General features: G+C 69.8%; 21 protein-coding genes. 13 read left to right on the top strand and 8 right to left on the bottom strand.

Features of this window, described 5'->3' with window-relative positions:
• Nucleotides 1–39: 39 nt before the first annotated feature.
• Nucleotides 40–1,005: a quinone oxidoreductase family protein gene (locus WA675_RS10235; protein WP_336083939.1), complete on the bottom strand. Its 966-nt coding sequence runs from the start codon at nucleotides 1,003–1,005 to the stop codon at nucleotides 40–42.
• Between the two features lie 76 nt (nucleotides 1,006–1,081).
• Here WA675_RS10235 and WA675_RS10230 point away from each other — a divergent pair, with 76 nt between their 5' ends.
• Nucleotides 1,082–1,450, top strand: a complete 369-nt coding sequence (locus WA675_RS10230) for a hypothetical protein (RefSeq protein WP_336083937.1) — start codon at nucleotides 1,082–1,084, stop codon at nucleotides 1,448–1,450.
• Nucleotides 1,451–1,510: 60 nt separating this feature from the next.
• On the opposite strand, the gene WA675_RS10225 is transcribed toward WA675_RS10230, so the two are convergent.
• The 6 genes from WA675_RS10225 to WA675_RS10200 all read right to left on the bottom strand — a co-directional run bounded on the left by WA675_RS10225 (nucleotide 1,511) and on the right by WA675_RS10200 (nucleotide 7,771).
• A complete protein-coding gene (locus WA675_RS10225) occupies nucleotides 1,511–2,479 on the bottom strand; it encodes a COX15/CtaA family protein (RefSeq protein ID WP_336083935.1) in 969 nt (322 codons plus the stop codon).
• 68 nt (nucleotides 2,480–2,547) lie between these two features.
• Nucleotides 2,548–3,330 (bottom strand): ABC transporter permease, encoded by a 783-nt coding sequence (locus WA675_RS10220; RefSeq protein ID WP_336083933.1) that lies wholly within the window; start codon nucleotides 3,328–3,330, stop codon nucleotides 2,548–2,550.
• Entirely contained in the window at nucleotides 3,327–4,259 is a 933-nt protein-coding gene (locus WA675_RS10215; RefSeq protein ID WP_336083931.1) for an ABC transporter ATP-binding protein, read from the bottom strand. Before WA675_RS10215 ends, WA675_RS10220 begins: the two co-directional genes overlap by 4 nt.
• On the bottom strand, nucleotides 4,256–5,974 hold the full coding sequence (gene mptB / locus WA675_RS10210; RefSeq protein ID WP_336083929.1) for a polyprenol phosphomannose-dependent alpha 1,6 mannosyltransferase MptB: 1,719 nt from the start codon (nucleotides 5,972–5,974) through the stop codon (nucleotides 4,256–4,258). The genes WA675_RS10215 and mptB overlap by 4 nt, the downstream gene beginning before the upstream one ends.
• A 96-nt stretch (nucleotides 5,975–6,070) precedes the next feature.
• A complete protein-coding gene (locus tag WA675_RS10205; RefSeq protein WP_442945605.1) occupies nucleotides 6,071–7,036 on the bottom strand; it encodes a rhomboid family intramembrane serine protease in 966 nt (321 codons plus the stop codon).
• A gap of 42 nt (nucleotides 7,037–7,078) precedes the next feature.
• Nucleotides 7,079–7,771 (bottom strand): hypothetical protein, encoded by a 693-nt coding sequence (locus tag WA675_RS10200; protein ID WP_336083925.1) that lies wholly within the window; start codon nucleotides 7,769–7,771, stop codon nucleotides 7,079–7,081.
• Between the two features lie 267 nt (nucleotides 7,772–8,038).
• Between WA675_RS10200 and WA675_RS10195 the strand changes: the two genes are divergently transcribed.
• The 9 genes from WA675_RS10195 (at nucleotide 8,039) to WA675_RS10155 (ending at nucleotide 15,512) form a co-directional block, all read left to right on the top strand.
• Nucleotides 8,039–8,842 (top strand): helix-turn-helix transcriptional regulator, encoded by an 804-nt coding sequence (locus tag WA675_RS10195; protein ID WP_336083923.1) that lies wholly within the window; start codon nucleotides 8,039–8,041, stop codon nucleotides 8,840–8,842.
• Nucleotides 8,839–10,275: a Fe-S cluster assembly protein SufB gene (gene sufB / locus WA675_RS10190; RefSeq protein WP_336083921.1), complete on the top strand. Its 1,437-nt coding sequence runs from the start codon at nucleotides 8,839–8,841 to the stop codon at nucleotides 10,273–10,275. The genes WA675_RS10195 and sufB overlap by 4 nt, the downstream gene beginning before the upstream one ends.
• Entirely contained in the window at nucleotides 10,275–11,453 is a 1,179-nt protein-coding gene (gene sufD / locus WA675_RS10185) for a Fe-S cluster assembly protein SufD (protein WP_336083919.1), read from the top strand. The genes sufB and sufD overlap by 1 nt, the downstream gene beginning before the upstream one ends.
• A gap of 35 nt (nucleotides 11,454–11,488) precedes the next feature.
• On the top strand, nucleotides 11,489–12,256 hold the full coding sequence (sufC, locus tag WA675_RS10180) for a Fe-S cluster assembly ATPase SufC (RefSeq protein WP_336083917.1): 768 nt from the start codon (nucleotides 11,489–11,491) through the stop codon (nucleotides 12,254–12,256).
• Between the two features lies 1 nt (nucleotide 12,257).
• Complete coding sequence (locus WA675_RS10175) at nucleotides 12,258–13,511, top strand: cysteine desulfurase (RefSeq protein WP_336083916.1); 1,254 nt, start codon at nucleotides 12,258–12,260, stop codon at nucleotides 13,509–13,511.
• Nucleotides 13,512–13,514: 3 nt separating this feature from the next.
• Nucleotides 13,515–13,991, top strand: a complete 477-nt coding sequence (gene sufU, locus WA675_RS10170) for a Fe-S cluster assembly sulfur transfer protein SufU (RefSeq protein ID WP_278264315.1) — start codon at nucleotides 13,515–13,517, stop codon at nucleotides 13,989–13,991.
• On the top strand, nucleotides 13,991–14,374 hold the full coding sequence (locus WA675_RS10165) for a metal-sulfur cluster assembly factor (RefSeq protein WP_336083913.1): 384 nt from the start codon (nucleotides 13,991–13,993) through the stop codon (nucleotides 14,372–14,374). Before sufU ends, WA675_RS10165 begins: the two co-directional genes overlap by 1 nt.
• Before the next feature lie 192 nt (nucleotides 14,375–14,566).
• The gene (locus WA675_RS10160) at nucleotides 14,567–14,998 is read left to right on the top strand and encodes a DUF4189 domain-containing protein (protein ID WP_336083911.1); all 432 of its coding nucleotides are present in this window, start codon (nucleotides 14,567–14,569) and stop codon (nucleotides 14,996–14,998) included.
• A gap of 85 nt (nucleotides 14,999–15,083) precedes the next feature.
• A complete protein-coding gene (locus WA675_RS10155) occupies nucleotides 15,084–15,512 on the top strand; it encodes a DUF4189 domain-containing protein (RefSeq protein ID WP_336083910.1) in 429 nt (142 codons plus the stop codon).
• A 52-nt stretch (nucleotides 15,513–15,564) separates the two neighbouring features.
• Here the strand turns inward: WA675_RS10155 and WA675_RS10150 are convergent, their stop codons facing one another.
• A complete protein-coding gene (locus WA675_RS10150) occupies nucleotides 15,565–16,194 on the bottom strand; it encodes a TetR/AcrR family transcriptional regulator (RefSeq protein WP_336083909.1) in 630 nt (209 codons plus the stop codon).
• A 158-nt stretch (nucleotides 16,195–16,352) separates the two neighbouring features.
• On the opposite strand from WA675_RS10150, the gene WA675_RS10145 reads away from it, so the two are divergent.
• The 3 genes from WA675_RS10145 (at nucleotide 16,353) to murJ (ending at nucleotide 20,454) form a co-directional block, all read left to right on the top strand.
• Nucleotides 16,353–17,642 carry a PucR family transcriptional regulator gene (locus WA675_RS10145; protein ID WP_336083907.1) on the top strand — a complete coding sequence of 430 codons (1,290 nt, stop codon included), beginning with the start codon at nucleotides 16,353–16,355 and terminating at the stop codon, nucleotides 17,640–17,642.
• A gap of 32 nt (nucleotides 17,643–17,674) precedes the next feature.
• Complete coding sequence (locus WA675_RS10140; RefSeq protein ID WP_336083905.1) at nucleotides 17,675–18,718, top strand: alpha/beta hydrolase; 1,044 nt, start codon at nucleotides 17,675–17,677, stop codon at nucleotides 18,716–18,718.
• A gap of 125 nt (nucleotides 18,719–18,843) precedes the next feature.
• On the top strand, nucleotides 18,844–20,454 hold the full coding sequence (gene murJ, locus WA675_RS10135; protein ID WP_336084181.1) for a murein biosynthesis integral membrane protein MurJ: 1,611 nt from the start codon (nucleotides 18,844–18,846) through the stop codon (nucleotides 20,452–20,454).
• The last annotated feature ends 14 nt before the right edge of the window (nucleotides 20,455–20,468 follow it).

Below are 20,468 nucleotides of genomic sequence, written 5' to 3'. Positions count from 1 at the left end.
GGCTCGCCCGGCGATTCGGACCGGGCGAGCCGCGGCGGCTTACGGCAGCAGTACCAGGGACCCGGTGGTGCGGCGGGCCGCCAGGTCGGAGTGGGCCCGGGCGGCGTCGGCGAGGGGGTAGGTGGCGCCGATGCGGAAGGTGAGGGTGCCCGCGGCGATGCCGTCGAAGACATCGGTGGCGCGCCAGCGGAATTCGGCGCGATCACGGGTGTAGGCACCCAGCGAGGGCCGGGTCAGCCAGACGGAACCGGCGGCATTGAGGCGCTGCGGATCGAACGGGGGGACCGCGCCGCTGGCGGCGCCGAACAGGGCCAGGGTGCCGCGGACGCGCAGGGACGCCAGGCTCGCCTCGAAGGTGCTCGCGCCGACACCGTCGTAGACCGCGGCCACGCCCTCGCCGCCGGTCAGCGCGCGAACGCGCTCGGCCAGGTCGTCGCCGTAGCGCAGGACCTCGGCGGCGCCCGCCGCGCGCGAGAGCTTCTCCTTGTCGTCGGTGGAGACGGTGGTGATCACTCGCCCGCCTTTGGCGGCGGCCATCTGGGTGAGTAGCAGGCCCACCCCGCCCGCGCCCGCGTGGATCAGCACCGGATCGCCCGGCTCGGGGCGGAACACCGATTCGACGAGGTAGTGGGCGGTCATCCCTTGCAGGAGCGCGGTGGCGGCCACGGTCGGCTCGACGCCGTCGGGCACCCGCACCGCGACGGCCGCGTCGACGGCCACCTTCTCGGCGTAGCTGCCCGGTGCCGATGCCCAGGCGACCCGGTCGCCCACGGCGAACTCGGTGACCTCGGCGCCGACCGCCGCCACGACGCCGGTGCCCTCGGAGCCGGGGATATACGGCGTCGCCTGCGGGTACTGGCCGGTCCGGAAGTAGATGTCGATGAAATTCACGCCGACGGCCTGGGTGTCGACCAGCAGCTGACCGGGGCCGATCTCGGGATCCGGCACCTCCACCGACCGCAGGACCTCGGGACCACCGTGCTCGGAAACCTGAATGGCGCGCATGAGTCTCCTTTGTACACCCCGTGTTCGACGCCACTCGGGGGTGGACTCGCGAGTACCGGCCGGTAAACTCTCGCCCATGAGTGCTACCACCGACGCCCCGGCCGCCGTGCGGGTGCCCGCCGAGGTCGAGAAGTCCGTCGCGAAGTTCGTCGCCGAGCACGGTGGTTCGGGCACGGCCGTGCTGCAGTACATCGGTGAGGAGGGGGTGCGCATCACCCTCGTCGGCGCCGACGGCATCCTCGGTGACCGTGTGGTGGCCGATATGGCGACCGCGAAGGCGCTGGTCGAGAAGGTCGACGGCCTCGCCGAGACCGACGAGTGGAGCCGCGAGCTGGGCTCGATCGTCACCCCGCTGAAGTCGCACTGGAAGAAGATGGCGGGCTGGGTGGCCCACCAGACCCGCTTCCCCAAGGCGCGCAACGCCGACGTCTTCCCCGGCGCCTAGCCGTTCACGACGACAGCCCGCGATCTCGGCGAGATCGCGGGCTGTTTCGCGTTTCGGGGGTCAGGAGGCGGCGGGCACCGCGGCGGGGACGTCGATGCGTTCGCGGGTGCGCAGCGAGGCCCACAGCGCGGCGGTCGCCGCCGTGCAGGCCGCGGCGCCGCCGACGTGCACCGCGACCAGCGCGGCGGGCACATCGGTGAAGTACTGGACGACGCCGACCAGCGCCTGCGCCACGACGAGCCCGAGCAGCACCCACAGGCGCTTGCGGATCGCCGGGGTCATCCCGACGGCGTAGAGGCCGAAACCGAGGCCGACCAGCAGCGCGAGATAGCCGACCAACAGCTGCGAGTGCAGGTGCACCAGGGTGACGATCTCGACCTGCAGCCGCTCGACCGGGCGTTCGATGCTCTTGTCGCCCGCGTGCGGTCCGGCGGCGGTGACCAGCGTGCCCGCGATCAGCACCCCCGCCAGCGCGACGCCGCTCAGCGCGGTCAGCCAGCGCAGCGGCGCGGGGACCTGCACGGTCTCCACGCCGTCGTCGGGCTCGCTGATCTTGGCGTAGAGCACCACCGCCAGCCACACCATGGCCATCGAGGCCAGCAGGTGCACCGCGACGGTCCACCACAGCAGGCCGGTGCGCACGGTGATACCGCCGATGATCGCCTGCACGACCGTGCCGCCGGGCATCAGCCACGCGTAGACCAACACTTCCTTGCGGCGCCGGGCGCGCACGACCGCCAGCACGATCAGCGCCGCGCACAGCGTCACCGCGAAGGTGAGCAGGCGGTTGCCGAACTCGACGGTCTGATGGATGACCGGCACCTCCGACACCCCGACCGGGGTGAAGCTGCCGGGGAAGCATTGCGGCCAGGTCGGGCAGCCCAGACCGGAGGCGGTGACGCGCACGATGGCGCCGGTCACCGAGATCCCGGCCTGGCTGAGGATCACCGCGACGGCGATGAGCCGCTGCACCCGCAGCGAGGGGAGCGGAAGCCGGTCGACGAGTCCCAGGAAGGCGCGATACAGCACGTCATGATGGTACTGGCCGCCGATTCCGGCCCACCGGCAGGGCTACTACAACGCGTCGTTGATCTTGTTCAGCTGAAGCGGAACAGGCGGGTCGCGAGCCAGCCGCAGATCAGGCCCCAGGTCGCGAGCACGGCGACGCCGAACCAGTCGACCGTGCCCGTCAGGGCCGATTCCAGAGTGAAGGCCAGGGCGCCGGAGGGCACCAGCCGCACCAGGACGGTCACCGCGGTGTGCAGGGAGTCGCCCACCAGGACGAGGCTGGCCACGCCGAGCATGATGAACCACAGGATATTGGCCAGGGCCAGCACGACCTCGGCCTTGAGGGTGCCGCCCAGCAGCAGGCCCATGGCGGCGAAGGTCGCGGTGCCCAGGGCGATCACCAGCGCGCCGAGCGCGAGTCCGCCGATGCCGGGGCGCCAGCCCAGCGCCATCCCGATCGCGCCCAGCAGGATCGCCTGCAGCACCACCACGATCAGCACCGCCGCGCACTTGCCCGCGATCACGCCCCAGCGCGGCAGCGGGGTGGCGCCGAGGCGCTTGAGCGCGCCGTAGCGGCGGTCGAAGCCGACGGCGATGGCCTGGCCGGTGAACGCGGTCGACATCACCGCGGTCATCATCACCATCGGCACGATCTTCTCGACCCGGTGCTCGCCGAGATCGCCGAAGGGCAGCAGGGTGAGTCCGACCAGCAGGGTGATCGGGATGAACATGGTGAGCAGCAGCTGTTCGCCGTTGCGCAGCAGCAGTTTCAGCTCGAGCGCGGTCTGCGCGGTGAGCATGGCCGCGCGCGCGGCGGGCCGCGGGGCGGGCGCGAAGGTGCCGGGGGCGAAGCGGCTCGAGGTGTCGGTCATCCGCGCAGGTCCCGTCCGGTCAGTTCGAGGAAGACGTCCTCGAGGCGGCGCTGATCGATGCGGATGTCGGTGGCCAGCACGTCCATCCGCGCGCACCAGGCGGTGACGGTGGCCAGCACCTGCGGGTTGATCTCGCCCTCCACCAGATAGGTGCCGGGGGTGGTCTCGCGCGGCGAGAACCCTTCCGGCAGGGCGGCGGTGAGCAGGGCGAGATCGAGTTTCGGTGGCGCGCTGAAGCGCAGCTGGCCCGCGGCGCCGTGCGCGGTGACCTCGGCCGGGGTGCCCTCGGCGACGACCTGGCCGTGATCGATGATGACCAGCCGGTCGGCGAGCTGTTCGGCCTCGTCCATCATGTGTGTGGTGAGCATGACGCTCACGCCGTCGCGGCGCAGCGCGTCGATGAGTTCCCAGACGATCAGCCGCGCCTGGGCGTCCAGGCCCGCGGTCGGCTCGTCCAGGAAGACGATCTCCGGCCTGCCGACCAGCGCGCACGCCAGCGCCAGACGCTGCTGCTGGCCGCCGGAGAGCCTGCGGTAGGGGGTGCGGCGGTTATCGCGCAGGCCCAGGGTGTCCAGCAGCCAGTCGGGGTCGATGGGGTCGGCCGAATAGGCGGCGACCAGGTCGAGCATCTCCCCGGCCCGGGCGCCCGGATAGGCGCCGCCGCCCTGCAGCATCACGCCGATGCGCGGGCGCAGCTGTTCGGAATCGGCGATCGGGTCGAGGCCGAGTACCCGCACGGTGCCCGCGTCGGGACGCACGAAGCCCTCGCACATCTCGACGGTGGTGGTCTTGCCCGCGCCGTTGGGGCCGAGCAGCGCGAACACCTGGGCGCGCTCGACGTCGAAGCGCAGGCCGTCGACCGCGGTGGTCTCGCCGTAGCGCTTGACCACGCCGTCGACGCGCACGGCCGGTCCGGAGCGTGTTGTCACGAGGTCACACCGTATTCCGTGGCCCGCTGTGACGGAGCCGACACCCCCGTCTGGGCCCGCCACGGCAGCGTGTGCCGGGTGAGCGCGAAGAACAGACCGAAGCAGACCGCGGCGGCCAGTGCGGCGCCGATGATCTGGAAGACCTGGAACTCGGCGCCGCGGGGCATCACCAGCAGGGAGACGACGGCGGAGAAGGCGACGGCGGGGACGCGGAAGACGGGCTGGGTAGCCCAGGCGGCCAAGGGGACGATGGCCCACAGCAGGTACCAGGGCTGGACCACCGGGAACAGCAGCACGACCGCGCCGAGCGCGACACCCAGCGCGCCCACGGGATGCAGTCGGCCGGTGCCGGTCGCCACGAGCATCCGGACGACCACGTACGCCGCCACCAGCGCCGCGATCGGCCGGGTGATCGACAGCAGTGCCGTGGTGTGGTCACCGAGACCCAGCAGCACGCCACCGAAACCGGTGATGATGCCGATGACGGTCGGCAAGGACATCCAGCTGCGCACGGCACTGGCCGTATTGAGCGTGAAGACCCACCCGAATCCGAGCCCGCTCAGCGAACTCACCAGCAGCGTCGTCACTCCCGCGATCACCGCGAGCAGCAGCGCCGCCTTGACGACCGCGCGCGCACTGCCGCCCCAGCGTCTGGCCAGGGCCATGCCGACGAAGCCGAGCGCGATGATCGAGGTGAGTTTGACCGACGAGGACAGCGTGATCACCACGGCGCCGCCGATGAGCAGGGCGTAGGCGCGACCGTCGAACGGCGGGGGGTTCGTGGGAGTGAGCCGGTCGGGTCGTCCGCCCTCGCCGTAGATCGCGCGCAGAGTGAGCTCCACACCCGCCAGCATCAGGCCCAGCATCAACGCGTCGTTGTGCACACCGCCGACCAGGTGGAACAGCACCAGCGGGTTGGCCGCACCCAGCCACAGCGCGCTCACCGGCGCCACCCCGCACCGCACCGACAGCCGTGGCAACGCCCACACGATCAGCGCCACACCGGCCAGCGCCAGCAGCCGGTGCACCCAGACCCCGGCGATGATGTTGTCGCCGGTCAGTTCCGCGATCCCGCGCCCGATCCAGAGGAACAGCGGACCGTACGGGGCGGGTGTGTCGCGCCAGATCGTCGGCACATTGTTGGTGAGCACATTGTCGATGCCGAGCCCGGCGACCGGGCCCTCGACATACGGGTCGATGCCGCGCGCGGCGATCTCGCTCTGCGCCAGATAGGAATAGACGTCGTTGCTGAACATCGGCGGGGCGACGCTGAGCGGGATGATCCACAGCAGCAGCGTGCGATCGAGCTGCGAACGGGTGAGCCGGTGCAGCGGCGACCCGGCCAGCCCGCCGACCGCGAAGCGGCCCAGCAGCAGCCACGCGCCGATCACCAGCACCGTGCCGAACATGCACATGGCCAGCGAGCCGGTGTGCGCGCGGGCGAAGATGCCGAGCACCCGCACGCCGGAGACCGGGTTCTGGTGCACCGGCTGCGCGCCGATACCGAGGGCGGCGATCGCCATGAGGACGGTGCCGGTGGCGCCCATCAGGCGGATCCGGTCCAGCTGGGCCCGCTCCTTCTTGTCGAGCCCGGGCACCTCGCTCTCGTCGCGGTGCAGCACCGCCACGGTGTGATCGGGTGTCGGCACGTCGAGCCCGAGAGCCCGCCTCCCGAACGCCAGTGTCTTGCGCGCCGCGCCCTCCAGTACCGCCACGAACAGGGAGCCTAGTGGGCGGTGCGGCCGATGTTCCCGCGCCGGTCGGCTACGGCACGTCGACCTGCGGCGATGGATGTGCCCCCGGCCTGCCCGTCAGGACTGGCTCGAGCCGGGCGGGGCCCCGACCAGCACCACCGCCGGTTCGCCGCGCTGCGCGACCGCGGCGCCGACGATGACGGCCAGGCACAGCACCGTCACCCCGGCCAGCGCCGCCCAGCCGATCCGCTGCGCCGTCTCCTGGTTCTTGGCCGACAACCACTCCGGGACGAACAGAATCCCCAGGGCGCTCAGCGTGCCCGCCGCGAGACCGCCGAGGTGTCCCCACAGCGAGATACCCGGGATGGAGAAGCTGATCACCACATTGATGCCGATCACCACCAGCATCGGTGTCGGGCTCTGCCGCAGCCGGATGAGGGTCACGGTGACCGCGCCGAACAGGCCGTACACCGCGCCGGACGCACCCGCGGTCGCGCCGAACGACTCGGTCAGCGCCATCACCGCGGCCGAACCACCCAGCAGCGACACGGCATAGACGCAGGCGAACCGCACCCGCCCGAGCACCCGCTCGAGATCGCGCCCCACCACATAGAGCGCGAACATGTTGACCAGCAGGTGAATCGCGCCGTAGTGCAGGAACCCCGATCCGACGACCCGGATCCATTCCCCGTCCGCCACGAGTCTCGGCACCAACACCCACGACCGGAACAGCGCCGACCCGCGATAGTTGTCCATCGCGCTGCCCGCCTGCGCCGCGGTGATCACATAGACCAGCACGTTCACCGCGATCAACCCGTAGGTGACCGCCGGAACCGCCGAACCCCCGGCCCGCGCCCCACCCACGGTCCGCACCGGCCGCACGTCCCGCTGCCCCTGCCGCACACAGTCCACACAGTGCTGCCCGACCGCCGCGGGCCGCAGGCACTCCGGGCAGGCAGGCCGCCCACACCGCGTACAAGCAAGCCCCGTAGGCCGATCAGGATGACGCACACACGTCGTTACAGGCGGGTTCGACACCCTCCCATCGTGCCAGACCCCCACCCACCCGTCCGGACAGTTGATCACCAGGCCCTGGCAGGCGTGCCCCGCCTCAGGACCCGGTGATCAGTCGTCCAGGAAGTGGTCGAGGACGGCGTTCATGACGCGGTGAGCGGTAGGGGTGTCCCCGCCGACGGCCACGGCGGGGACCAAGGGCCTGCCCTCCTCGTCGACGGTGAAGCTCGGGCCGAGTTGACCTTTCATGAGCGCGTAGCCCTCGGGGAGGACGTAGCGTCCGCGTTCGTCGAGTGGACCGTCGTCGAAGCTCGCCGCGGGGTAGTAGTCGAACAGGATCCCGGTGTGGACACCGTCGAGCCGGAAGGAGCAGGCGCCCAGCTGCTGTTCGTTCGCGGCGACGCTCGCACCGAGCGCGACCGGAACCACGCACGGATCGACACCGGTGAGGATGCTGAGCGGCAGGCCGGGGGTGGTGCCGTGCTGCGGTTGCCCGGCCCACCGCGCCATGGCGGCCCGCGCGAGGCGCTCCGCGGCCGGACACGGATCGCCGCCCGCGGGCAAACGCAGACTCACCGTGTACCCGACCGACGCCGGGTATTTCACGTCCACCCGGCACCATCGCTCACCTTCGGGAATCGAGCGGTCGGTCCTGCCGTCCCGGTCCTCGATCGTCGTGACGGTGGCGCCATCGATCGTGGCGGACTTGCTGGTGTCGGGGACGATGCCCCACGCACCGTCGAAGATGCCCGCGACAACCATGAGGTCGAAGCTGCCCGGGCCTTCGGCGGTTGTCAGCGTCATCCCGCAGCCTTCGGTCCGGATGCGGGGACATCGTGCCATGTCCTGTGGGTGAACGCTCGCGGGGAAGGTGGGAGGGGTGGGGCTGGTGGGGTGGACGGGGGTGTGCAATGGGTCACCTCGGGGTGGGGGATCGGTGGGGGTGGAGGGGGTGCACCTGGGGTTTTGCCGGGGGTTGGGGTGGGGTGGGGGTCTTCTGTGCAGGTCAGGGCAGCCTTTGTCAGGGGACCCTTATTAGATTTAGGGAAGTAATTCCGCCACACTGGTGTTGTGAAAACCGTGGGTTTGCGGGCAGGCGAGGACGGGACCGGTCGTAAGACGACCGGCGCCCGGTCGTCGGCGCTACCCGCGGCGACGGCGCACGAAGGGCAGACCAGGGCGGCCATCGTCCAGTTGCTGCTCGAAGAGGGTCCGATCACGGCGACGGCGATCGGGACCGCGCTCGGACTCGCGCCCGCGGGGGTGCGCAGGCACCTCGACGCGCTCATCGACGCGGGCCAGGCCCGGGCGAACCGCTCGGCGCCCTGGCAACAGAAGGGGCGCGGCCGTCCGGCCAAGCAGTATCAGCTCACCGCGGCGGGCCGGGGCAACCTGGGCCACGCCTACGACGATCTGGCCGGGGCGGCGATCCGCCAGCTCGGCGAGATCGGCGGCGACGCGGCGATCACCGAGTTCGCGCGCAAGCGGGTCCGCACGATCGTCGACGGCATCGAGCCGGTCGCCGAACACACCGCACCCCAGATCGAGGCCAAGGTGTCCGAGATCGCGGAAGCCTTCGCCGACGCCGGTTTCGCCGCCACCACCCGCCAGGTCGGTGCCGGTGTGCAGATCTGTCAGCACCACTGCCCCGTGGCCCACGTGGCCGAGGAATTCCCGCAGCTGTGCGACGCCGAACTGGACGCTTTCCGGGACCTGCTCGGCACCCACGTGCAGCGACTTGCGACGATCGCCAACGGCGATTGCGCGTGCACCACCCATGTGCCGTTGGTCGCGGTGCAGAAAACAGCCTCCACCCCATCCGCCGCACAGCCCGCGGCGGGACGAACGAACGACTCCGGAAGGAGTGCCGAATGACGACTGCCGCCGATCAGGTGCAACCGCTCACCCAAGACGAAACCATCGCCTCGCTGGGCACATACGGTTACGGCTGGGCCGACTCGGATGAGGCCGGTGCCAGCGCGCAACGTGGCCTGTCGGAAGCTGTCGTGCGCGACATCTCGGCCAAGAAGAGCGAGCCGGAGTGGATGCTCGACATCCGCCTCAAGGCGCTGCGCATCTTCGACCGCAAGCCGATGCCGGGCTGGGGTTCCAACCTCGACGGCATCGACTTCGACAACATCAAGTACTTCGTGCGCTCGTCCGAGAAGCAGGCCGAGAGCTGGGAAGACCTGCCCGAGGACATCAAGAACACCTACGACAAGCTGGGCATCCCCGAGGCGGAGAAGCAGCGTCTGGTCTCCGGTGTCGCCGCGCAGTACGAGTCCGAGGTCGTCTACCACTCCATCCGCGAGGACCTGGAGAAGCAGGGCGTCATCTTCCTCGACACCGACACCGCGCTCAAGGAGCACCCGGAGATCTTCCAGGAGTACTTCGGCTCGGTCATCCCCGCCGGTGACAACAAGTTCTCCGCGCTGAACACCGCCGTGTGGTCGGGTGGCTCGTTCATCTACGTGCCGCCGGGCGTGCACGTCGACATCCCGCTGCAGGCCTACTTCCGGATCAACACCGAGAACATGGGCCAGTTCGAGCGCACGCTGATCATCGTCGACGAGGACGCCTACGTCCACTATGTCGAGGGCTGCACCGCGCCGATCTACAAGTCCGACTCGCTACACTCCGCGGTTGTCGAGATCATCGTGAAGAAGGGCGGCCGCTGCCGCTACACGACCATCCAGAACTGGTCCAACAACGTCTACAACCTGGTCACCAAGCGGGCCAAGGCCGAGGCGGGCGCCACCATGGAGTGGGTCGACGGCAATATCGGCTCCAAGGTCACCATGAAGTACCCGGCGGTCTGGATGACCGGCGAGCACGCGCACGGCGAGGTCCTCTCGGTGGCGTTCGCCGGCGTCGGCCAGCACCAGGACACCGGCGCGAAGATGCTGCACCTGGCCCCGCACACCTCCTCGACCATCGTGTCGAAGTCGGTGGCGCGTGGCGGCGGGCGCGCGTCCTATCGCGGTCTGGTCCAGGTGAACAAGGGTGCCCACGGCTCCAAGTCGACGGTGAAGTGCGACGCGCTGCTGGTCGACACCATCAGCCGCTCCGACACCTACCCCTACGTCGACATCCGCGAGGACGACGTGACCATGGGCCACGAGGCGACCGTCTCCAAGGTCTCCGAGGACCAGCTGTTCTACCTGATGAGCCGCGGTCTCACCGAGGACGAGGCCATGGCCATGGTGGTGCGCGGCTTCGTCGAGCCCATCGCCAAGGAACTGCCGATGGAATACGCCCTCGAGCTGAACCGCCTGATCGAACTGCAGATGGAAGGAGCCGTCGGCTGATGGCCGTGGACAACGTTGCCGAGGCCGCCGAGGCTCGCATTCCGGCGATCAACAAGGGCGAGGTGTTCACCTCGTTCGATGTGAACGCGTTCGAGGTGCCGTCCGGCCGCGACGAGGAGTGGCGGTTCACCCCGCTGCGCCGCCTGCGCGGCCTGCACGACGGCACCGCCGTGCGTGACGGACAGGCCACCGTCGAGGTCACTCCGGTCGCGGGCGTCACCGTCGAGACCGTGGACCGCACCGACGCCCGGCTCGGCCAGGCCGGTACCCCCGCTGATCGCGTTGCCGCCCAGGCCTATTCGGGCTTCGAGACCGCGACCGTGGTCTCGGTCGGCGCGGAGACCGAGGTCGCCGAACCCGTCACCGTGACGATCACCGGCCCGGGCGAAGGCAAGACCGCCTACGGTCACCTGCAGATCCGCCTGGGTAATTTCGCCGTCGCCACCGTGGTCATCGACCAGCGCGGCAGCGGAACCTACGCCGAGAACGTCGAATTCGTGCTCGGGGACAGCGCGCAGCTCACCGTCGTCGCGGTCCAGGAATGGAACGAAGACGCCGTGCACACCACCGCGCACCACCTGAAGCTGGGTCGCGACGCCACCGTGCGGCACTTCGCGGCCACCCTCGGTGGCGAGCTGGTCCGGCTCACCGGCACCGTGCGCTACGCCGGTCCCGGTGGCGAGGCCGAGCTGTTCGGCCTGTACTTCGCCGACGCGGGCGAGCACTTCGAGCAGCGTCTGCTGGTGGATCACTCCGAGCCCAACTGCAAGTCGAATGTGCTGTACAAGGGCGCGCTGCAGGGTGACCCGGCCTCGGCCAAGGGCGATGCCCGCACCGTGTGGGTCGGCGACGTGCTCATCCGCGCCGCCGCGGAGGGCACCGACACCTACGAGGCCAACCGCAACCTGGTGCTCACCGACGGCGCGCGCGCCGACTCGGTGCCGAACCTGGAGATCGAGACCGGCGAGATCGCCGGTGCCGGACACGCCAGTGCCACCGGCCGTTTCGACGACGAGCAGCTGTTCTACCTGCGCGCTCGCGGCATTCCCGAGGACGTCGCCCGCCGCCTGGTGGTGCGCGGCTTCTTCCACGAGATCATCCAGAAGATCGCGGTCCCCGAGGTCCGGGAGCGGCTGGAGGCGGCCATCGAGGCCGAGCTCGCCACTGTCGGTATCTGACTCACACTTACTCCCCACGAAGGAATCCGAATTCGATGACCACCTTGGAAATCAAGGACCTGCACGCCGAGATCACCACCCCCGAGGGTGAGTCCAAGAAGATCCTCAACGGCGTGAACCTGACCGTGCGCTCCGGCGAGACGCACGCCATCATGGGCCCCAACGGCTCGGGCAAGTCCACGCTGTCCTACGTGATCGCGGGTCACCCCAAGTACACCGTCACCCAGGGCACCATCACCCTCGACGGTGAGGACGTCCTCGAGATGTCGGTCGACGAGCGCGCCCGCGCTGGCCTGTTCCTGGCCATGCAGTACCCGGTCGAGGTCCCCGGTGTCTCGATGTCGAACTTCCTGCGCACCGCCGCCACCGCCGTGCGCGGCGAGGCCCCCAAGCTGCGCACCTGGGTCAAGGAGGTGAAGGAGTCGATGAAGGAGCTCGAGATCGACGCCGCCTTCGCCGACCGCTCGGTGAACGAGGGCTTCTCCGGTGGTGAGAAGAAGCGCCACGAGGTGCTGCAGCTGGGTCTGCTCAAGCCGAAGATCGCCATCCTGGACGAGACCGACTCGGGCCTGGACGTGGACGCGCTGCGCATCGTCTCCGAGGGCGTGAACCGCTACAAGGAGCGCGAGAACGGTGGCGTGCTGCTGATCACGCACTACACCCGCATCCTGCGCTACATCAAGCCCGACTTCGTGCACGTGTTCGTCGGCGGCAAGATCGTCGCCGAGGGCGGTTCCGAGCTGGCCGAGGAACTCGACGCGAACGGCTACGTGCGCTTCACCTCCGCGACCGCTGGAGCCTGACATGACCGCCACGGTGCCCGCCCTCGACGTCGCCCGGATCCGGGCCGACTTCCCGATCCTGAACCGCACGGTCCGGGACGGGAAACCGCTGGTGTACCTGGATTCCGGCGCGACCTCGCAGCGGCCGCTGCAGGTGCTCGACGCCGAGCGTGATTTCCTGCTCACCCGCAACTCGGCGGTGCACCGTGGTGCCCACCAGCTCGCGGAGGAGGCGACCGACTCCTACGAGGACGCCCGCGTCGCCATCGCGCGCTTCGTCGGCGCCGACGCGGGGGAGATCGTGTTCACCAAGAACGCGACCGAGTCGCTGAACCTGGTGGCCAACGCCTTCGGTGACGACCGGTTCCCCTACAAGGTGGGCCCGGGCGACGAGATCGTGATCACCGAACTCGAGCACCACGCGAATCTCGTTCCGTGGCAGGAACTCGCGCGCCGCACCGGTGCCACGCTCAAGTGGTACGGCATCACCGACGACGGCCGCATCGACCTGGATTCGCTCGAACTGTCGCCCGCGACAAAGGTTCTGGCGTTCACCCACCAGTCCAATGTCACCGGCGCGGTGGCCCCGCTCGCCGAACTGGTGCGCCGGGCCAAGGAAGTCGGCGCGCTGGTCGTGCTCGACGCCTGCCAGTCGGTGCCGCACATGGCGGTGGACTTCCGTGCGCTCGATGTCGATTTCGCGGCGTTCTCCGGGCACAAGATGTTCGGGCCGATGGGTGTCGGCGGGCTGTACGGGCGCCGGGAGCTGCTCGAGCAGACCCCGCCCTACATCACCGGTGGGTCGATGATCGCGACCGTCACCATGGCGGAGACCACCTACGCCCCGCCGCCGCAGCGCTTCGAGGCGGGCACCCCGATGACCTCGCAGGTCGTCGGGCTGGCCGCCGCGGTCCGCTACCTGCAAGACCTCGGCATGGACGCGATCGCCGCCCATGAGCACACGCTCACCGGCGCCGCGCTCGATGGTCTGCGCGGGATCGAGGGCGTGCGGATCATCGGACCCACCGAGAACGTGGACCGCGGTGGCGCGGTGTCGTTCGTGGTCGACGGGATCCACGCCCACGACGTGGGCCAGATCCTCGACGACCAGGGTGTGGCCATCCGGGTCGGGCACCACTGCGCCTGGCCGCTGCACCGCCGCTTCGGCGTCGCGGCGACCGCGCGGGCCTCCTTCGCCGCGTACAACACCCTCGACGAGGTCGACGCGCTGGTCCAGGCCGTGCGGAAGGCCCAGAGCTTCTTCGGGGTTGGATAAGTCATGCGTATGGAGCAGATGTACCAGGAAGTGATCCTGGACCACTACAAACACCCGCACCACCGCGGGCTGCGGGAACCCTTCGGTGCCGAAGTGCACCACGTGAACCCCACCTGCGGTGACGAGGTGACCCTGCGCGTGCACCTCGACGACGCGGGCGAGGTCGCCGACGTCTCCTACGACGGCCAGGGCTGCTCGATCAGCCAGGCCGCCACCTCGATCCTCACCGATCAGGTGATCGGCCTGCCGGTGCAGCAGGCGCTGAAGGTGGTCGACTCCTACAGCGAGATGATCTCCAGCCGCGGCACCGTCGAGGGCGACGAGGACGTGATCGGCGACGGCATCGCGCTGGCGGGTGTCGCCAAGTACCCGGCGCGCGTGAAGTGCGCCCTGCTGGGGTGGATGGCGTTCAAGGACGCCGTCGTGCAGATCGCCTCGGCCGAAGAAGCCAAGCCTGCCATGGGAAATGGGGAAGCGTGATGAGTGAGACACCCGCCGCCGAGGCCACCGAAGCCGCCGCTCCCGAGGTGGAGCTGACCGCCGAGCAGATTCAGCACCTGGAGGATCTCGAGGAGGCCATGCGCGATGTGGTCGACCCCGAACTCGGCATCAATGTCGTCGACCTCGGCCTGGTCTACGGCATGTCCGTGGACGCGGAGAACATCGCCACCCTCGACATGACGCTCACCTCGGCGGCCTGTCCGCTGACCGACGTCATCGAGGACCAGTCCCGCAACGCGCTGGTGCGCAGCGGCCTGGTCGAGGACCTGAAGATCAACTGGGTCTGGATGCCGCCGTGGGGTCCGGACAAGATCACCGAGGACGGCCGCGAACAGCTGCGCGCCCTCGGCTTCACGGTCTAGCAACGCTCTTCTCGCAGGCCCGGATCCCGCTGTGGATCCGGGCCTGCGGTGCGTTGTCACCGGGGGACCACCGCGGTGATGCGGCACCGAAATCATTGTGATTCATGCCATTTCCCCCTGCGCGCGGGCGAAGTCGGTGATCAAATGAGCGGTTCCGGATTCCCGGAATAGTTTCACGAGGAGAGTTTACGAATGAGTTTCATGGGTAAGGCCGGTCTCGCTGTGGCGGCGCTCGGTCTTGCGGCCGGGTCGGTTCTCGGTGCCGGTGCGGCGAACGCGGTGCCGCTCGATCAGTGGGGCGCGATGGCGCTGGACGCGGACTGGACGAACTTCGGTCGTGCCGTCAACTTCCCGACGCGCGAAGAGGCCGAGGCCGCCGCGCTGGAGCAGTGCGCCGCGGACGGCTGCGCGATCGAGGTCACCTGGGTGAACGGCTGCCTGGCGCTGGTGGAGAACGAGGAATACGTCGCCTGGGGCAAGGGCGCCGACCGCGCCGAGGCCGAGCGGCAGGCCTACCTCGCGCTGACCGAGGGCACCCCGCAGAACCTGCTCGTCAACGTCGGCTCGTCGCAGCTGGCCGGTGGCAGCGTGATCGAGACGATCTGCACCGCCAACGCCAGCTGAGCACCCCGGTAATCGGGTCTGGACCCGCCGTGGGTCCGGGCCTATCGTGTCGGTGCATCATCCCTGTTCAGAGGAGATTTTTCGAATGAGTTTCATGGGTAAGGCCGGTCTCGCCCTGGTGGCGGTCGGTCTTGCGGCCGGATCGGTGCTCGGTGCCGGTTCGGCGAGTGCCGCGGGCGACCAGTGGGCGTCGGTCGCGCTGAGCGACAACGAGGCCATCTACGGCATCAGCGTGAACGAGGGCAGCGCCGACGCCGCCATCGCCGCGGCGATCGCCGACTGCCACCTCGCCGACTGCAACGAGGTCATGACCTGGGCCAACGGGTGCGGCGTGCTCGTCCAGAGCAACCAGGGCCTCGCCTGGGCCTCCGGTCCGACCCGGGCCGACGCCGAGCGCTCGGCCTACGAGACCCTGAGCGAGCTGACCCCGACCGCCGTGCTGGCCAACACCGGTTCGGCGAACCTGAGTGGCGCGCACGTCGTCGACGCGATCTGCACCGCCAACGCGCGCTGATCGTAGTACCACCGACAGGGCCCGGATCCGCAGGGATCCGGGCCCTTTCGGGTCACGGGGCCTGGTTGTCCACCACCGAGGTGATCCAGATGCCGATCATGTCGGCGGTGGAATCGATGACCACCTCGCGGTCCAGGCCCTCGTCCTCCATGCCGACCGAGCGCAGCGCGGTGGCGAAGCCCGCGTTGAGCAGGATGAAGGCCATGGTGTCGATGTCGACACCGCGGGTGGGGCCGAGCATCTGGATCAGATACAGCTTGATGATCATGCGCAGGCGCGGCTCGAATTCGGGGATGCCGCTGCCGTAGAACTGGAGGTCGGCGACCAGCGCGCGCACCAGCGGTCCGTTGGCGACCAGGATCTCGACCGCGATCCGGATCACCTCGGCGACGGCGTCGCGCGGGGTCTTGTCCGCCGAGTTCACCAGCAGCCTGCCGTAGCGCTCCTCGACCTCGAGGAACATGCTGTCGGTGAGTTCCTTGACGATCTCCTCGCGATCGGTGAAATACCGGTACAGCGTGCCGATGCTCAGGCCCGCCTCGGCGGCGATCTTGTTGGTCGAGGTGTTGGCGATACCGCGGGTTCCGAAAAGCTGAGCGGATACCTCGAGAATGTGGCTTCTGGTTTCCTTCGCCCGATCCTGTTTCGGGCGTTTGCGCTGCTTATCGGCTTGCGGTGGCATCTGTCGACCTCGGTGCAAAGAGGAGTAGAAGGTGAGCGGTCACTCATCCTAGAGTCATGATCACGAAGAAGCCGCAGTGTAGGCCATCACAGGGGCCGTCGCTACGGCGGAGAACCACCACCGGTGGCACCGGTCCGGTGTGGAAGGAGGAGTCGACGATGACGATCCCACTGAACGGAGCCACGCTGTGGCAGCCCCTGCGCGATGTCCGGGCGATGACGCCCCGGCTGGTCGGGCACGTCGTGGACACCGTGGCGACCTGCCGGACGCTACCCGGTGACGCGATCTCCGGCGACGTCACGGCGATCACGCGGATGTGCCTCGAGATCGTGGGCGGATTGCTCGACGGCCGCGACGAGGTCGAGAAGCTGAACCGGCTCGCCGTGGCGGCCGGGGGCTGGGCGCGTGAGGGGGTGCCGATCGACACCATCCTGCACGCCTTCCACGAGGGCTTCCAGCTCGCCTTCGACGCGGTGTTCGAGGAGGTCGCCGCGACCGACGCGAGCAACCTGATCGACGGATTCCGCCGCGTGACCGCGATTTCCGATCAGCTGTGTACGACGGTGACCCGCGCCTACATCCGCGAGCACCGCGATATCGCTGGCGAGCACCACACCGCCGTGCACACGCTCACCTCGGCGCTGCTGGCCGGGCAGCCCACGCTGACCATGGCCCGCGAGTGCGGGATCGCGGTCGCCGAGGCGTATTCGGTGCTGGCGCTGTCGATCCGCGAGCATCCCGACGAGCACGACCCGCGGCTCAACGGCGCGGTGGTGGCGCGGCGCAAGCTGCGCCGGGTGCAGGCCGAGCTGGCGCATCGCTGCGGTGAGCAGACGCTGTCGCTGCTGTCGGTCGACGGCGGCACGCTGCTGGTGCCCGCCGAGCTGGTGGCCGAGGATCAGCTCGACGCGCTCGTCGAGGCGCTGTCCCGGGCGGCCCGGGTGGATGTGATGGCGGCGCTGGTTCCCGCGCGCACCGACGAGATCCCGGCGGCGGCGCAGCGCGCGCACGAGCTGCTCGACATGGTGGAGCGGCTGGACTGCCCGCCCGCGCTCTACCGCTTCGGCGACCTGGCGCTGGAATACCAGCTGACCCGGCCGGGGCCCGGGCGGGCGCGGCTCGGGGAACTGTTGTCGCCGTTGGAGAATCACCCCGAGCTCTACGAGACGCTGCGGGTGCACATCGCCAACAATATGAACCGCCAGCGCACCGCGCGGCTGCTGCACATCCACACCAATACCGTCGACTACCGGTTGCGCCGGGTGGCGCAGCTGACCGGGCTCGATCCCACCCATGCCTCCGGGCTGTGGCAGCTGCGGTCGGCGATGATCGCGCGCAGTTTCCACACCGGGCCGTCGGTTGTGGCCGATCCCAGCGGGACACGGCGGACGCGGTCGGATGCCCAGAGGTGTCCCGCACCGGGCCTGGGTGGGGCGCGCTCGGCCTAGATTCGGCGTCACCGGAACAGGAAGGTGGCGGTGTGCGGGGCGTACTGATGTGCTGGCTGGCGGCCGTGACGCTGGTCGTCGCCGGTGTGGCGCAGGCGGTTCCGGAGCCGGTGCCGGACCGGGTGCTCGCGGCGGCGCCCGCGCCGGACGGGTCGCGGGTGGTGGCCGCCACCGCCACCGGGCCCGGCCGGGTGCTCGAGCTGACGGTGTTCTCGGCGGCGATGGGCCGGGAGATCACCGTGGCTGTGCGGCCCGCCGCCGATCCCGACGCGCCCGCCGGAACGCTGTATCTGCTCAACGGTGTCGACGGGGGTGCCGACACCGCCAACTGGCGGTCCGGCGGCAACTGGTTCACCCGTACCGATGTCCTCGAACTGCTCGCCGCGGCCCAGGCGACCGTGGTCATGCCGATCGGCGGGGCGGGCAGCTTCTACGCCGACTGGCAGTCCGACGACCCGGCCCTGGGAACTCAGCGCTGGCTGACCTTCCTGACCACCGAACTGCCGCCGATCATCGATGCCGCCTTCCACGGCACCGGCCGCGACGCGGTGGCCGGGGTCTCGATGTCGAGTTCGGCGGTGTTCCGCATGGCTCAGGAACTCCCACAACGGTTCCGGCTCGCCGGGTCCTTCAGCGGCTGCGTCCGCACCAGCGATCCCGCGGGCCAGGCCATGGTCTCGGCGATCGTCACCGCACACCACGGCGACCGCGCGAACCTCTGGGGCGCCCCCGGCGACCCCGCCTGGACCGCCAACGACCCCTACCTGCACGCCGAACGCCTACGCGGCGTCGGCCTCTACGTGAGCACCGGCAACGGCCTCCCCGGCCCCCTCGACACCCTCGACGGCCCCCACATCGGCGGCGACCCCACGACACTGGCCGACCAGCTCCTCATCGGCGGCGTCCTCGACGCCATCACCGCCCAGTGCACCCACCAACTCCACACCCGCCTCACCACCCTCGCCATCCCCGCCACCTTCGACTTCCGCCCCACGGGCACCCACTCCTGGGGCTACTGGCAACAAGACCTCCACACCTTCTGGACCCAGGCCCAGCATCTGTTCCCCACGGCCTGACCACGCCGTCATCCGTAGGCTGAGAGTTCACGAATTTCGGTCGGAGGGGCGACGTGAACGACTACGGCAGTTTCGCTACCCAACCACTGCCGGTGCGGCGCAGCCCCCGGCGTGCCGTCACCCCGGTGACGTGGAAAGGCGTACGCGGGCAAGGAGGCCCACCCGGCCTGATCCGGTCCGGTGGCTCTGTCGCGGTGGCCGGAGTGATCAGCCGCGCGACCGGGTTCGTGCGCACGCTCGTGGTGGCGGCCGTGCTGGGGACCGCGGCCGTCGGGGACGCGTACAACGGCGCCAACAACCTGCCGAACATGGTCTACGAACTGCTGCTGGGCACCGTGCTGGCCAGTGTGGTCGTTCCCGTGCTGACCAGGGCTCGCAGCCGCGGCCGGAAACGCTCGCGGGAGTTCACCCAGCGCCTCCTGATCGCGAGCGTGCTCGCACTGGCCGTGGTCACCGTGCTGGCGGTGGCGTGCGCGCCGTGGATCGTGCGCGGATTCGTCGCCGACGGTGAGCAGCGGCGGTTGGCGACCTGGCTGGCGTATCTGCTGTTACCGCAGATCTTCTGCTACGGCGTGACCGTCGTGGTGGGCGCGGTGCTCAATGTGCGCGACAGTTTCGCCGCCGCGGCGTGGGCGCCGGTGGTCAACAATGTGATCGTGCTGGCCACGTGCGCGATGTTCGTGGTGCTTCCCGGTCCGGTCACGCTCACGCCCGCGTCGATGACCACCGCGCAGATCCTGACGCTCGGAATCGGTACGACGGCTGGGATCGCCGGGCAGGCGGTCTGGGTCGTGGTGGCGTTGCGGCGGGACGGTTTCCGCTGGAGCTGGCGGGTGCGGCCGCTGCCGTATACCTGGCGTCCGGTGCGGGTCGGGCTGCCGGTGCTGGGGTGGCTGCTGGTCTACGCGGTGATCAGTCAGGTCGGGGTCGCCATCACGATGCGCATCGCCTTCGATCACGGTGGTGTCTCCGTATACACCTATGCCGAACTGCTGTTCCAGGTCCCGTACGGCATCCTGGCCGCCTCCGTGCTGACCGTGCTGATGCCACGCATCTCCCGTGCCGCCGCGGCAGGAGACCAGGCCGCGGTGGTGGCCGATCTCGCCCGGGGTGCGCGGTATCTGTCGGTGGCGCTGATCCCGATGACCATGGCCATGAGCCTGCTCGGCCCGGCGTTCACGGCGCTGGTCTTCACCGGGCGGGTCGAGGCGGACTCGGCCGCGCTGATCGGCACCGCGGTGGCGTGCTCGGCCTTCGGCCTGGCGCCGTTCGCGCTGGTGATGTTGCAGATGCGGGTGTTGTACGCCTACCACGACACCCGCACGCCCGCGATCCTCAACCTCGTCATGGTGACGGTGAAGGTCGGCATTCTCGTGCTGGCCGCGACCGTGCTGGGGGACCGGGCCGTGATCGTCATGCTCGGTGTCGCCGGGTCGCTCGCCTATGTGGCCGGTGCCGTCACCGGGCACGTCCTGTTGCGGCGCCGCCACGGGCTGCTCGGATTCGCCACTGTCGCGGTCACTGTCGGCCGGGTCGCCGCGGCCACCGGTCTGGCCGGTCTGGCTGGCCTCGGTGCGCTCGTCGCGACCCGGGTCACAGTGACGGCGGCCGCGATCGAGCAGTTCGCCGCTCCCGCCGCCGGTGCCGTCGCGGCGGTGCTGGTGTTCGTCCTCGCGGCCCACGTCATCGGGATTCCGGAGCTTCGTGCGGTGCGAGCGATGGTGCGTCCGGGGTGAATTGGCTGGGGAGT

It is taken from the genome of Nocardia sp. SSK8 (assembly GCF_037034205.1).
Classification (GTDB): Bacteria; Actinomycetota; Actinomycetes; order Mycobacteriales; family Mycobacteriaceae; genus Nocardia.
The sequence above is the reverse complement of the archived record's forward strand: the minus strand, read 5'-3'. Positions and strand labels throughout refer to the sequence as shown.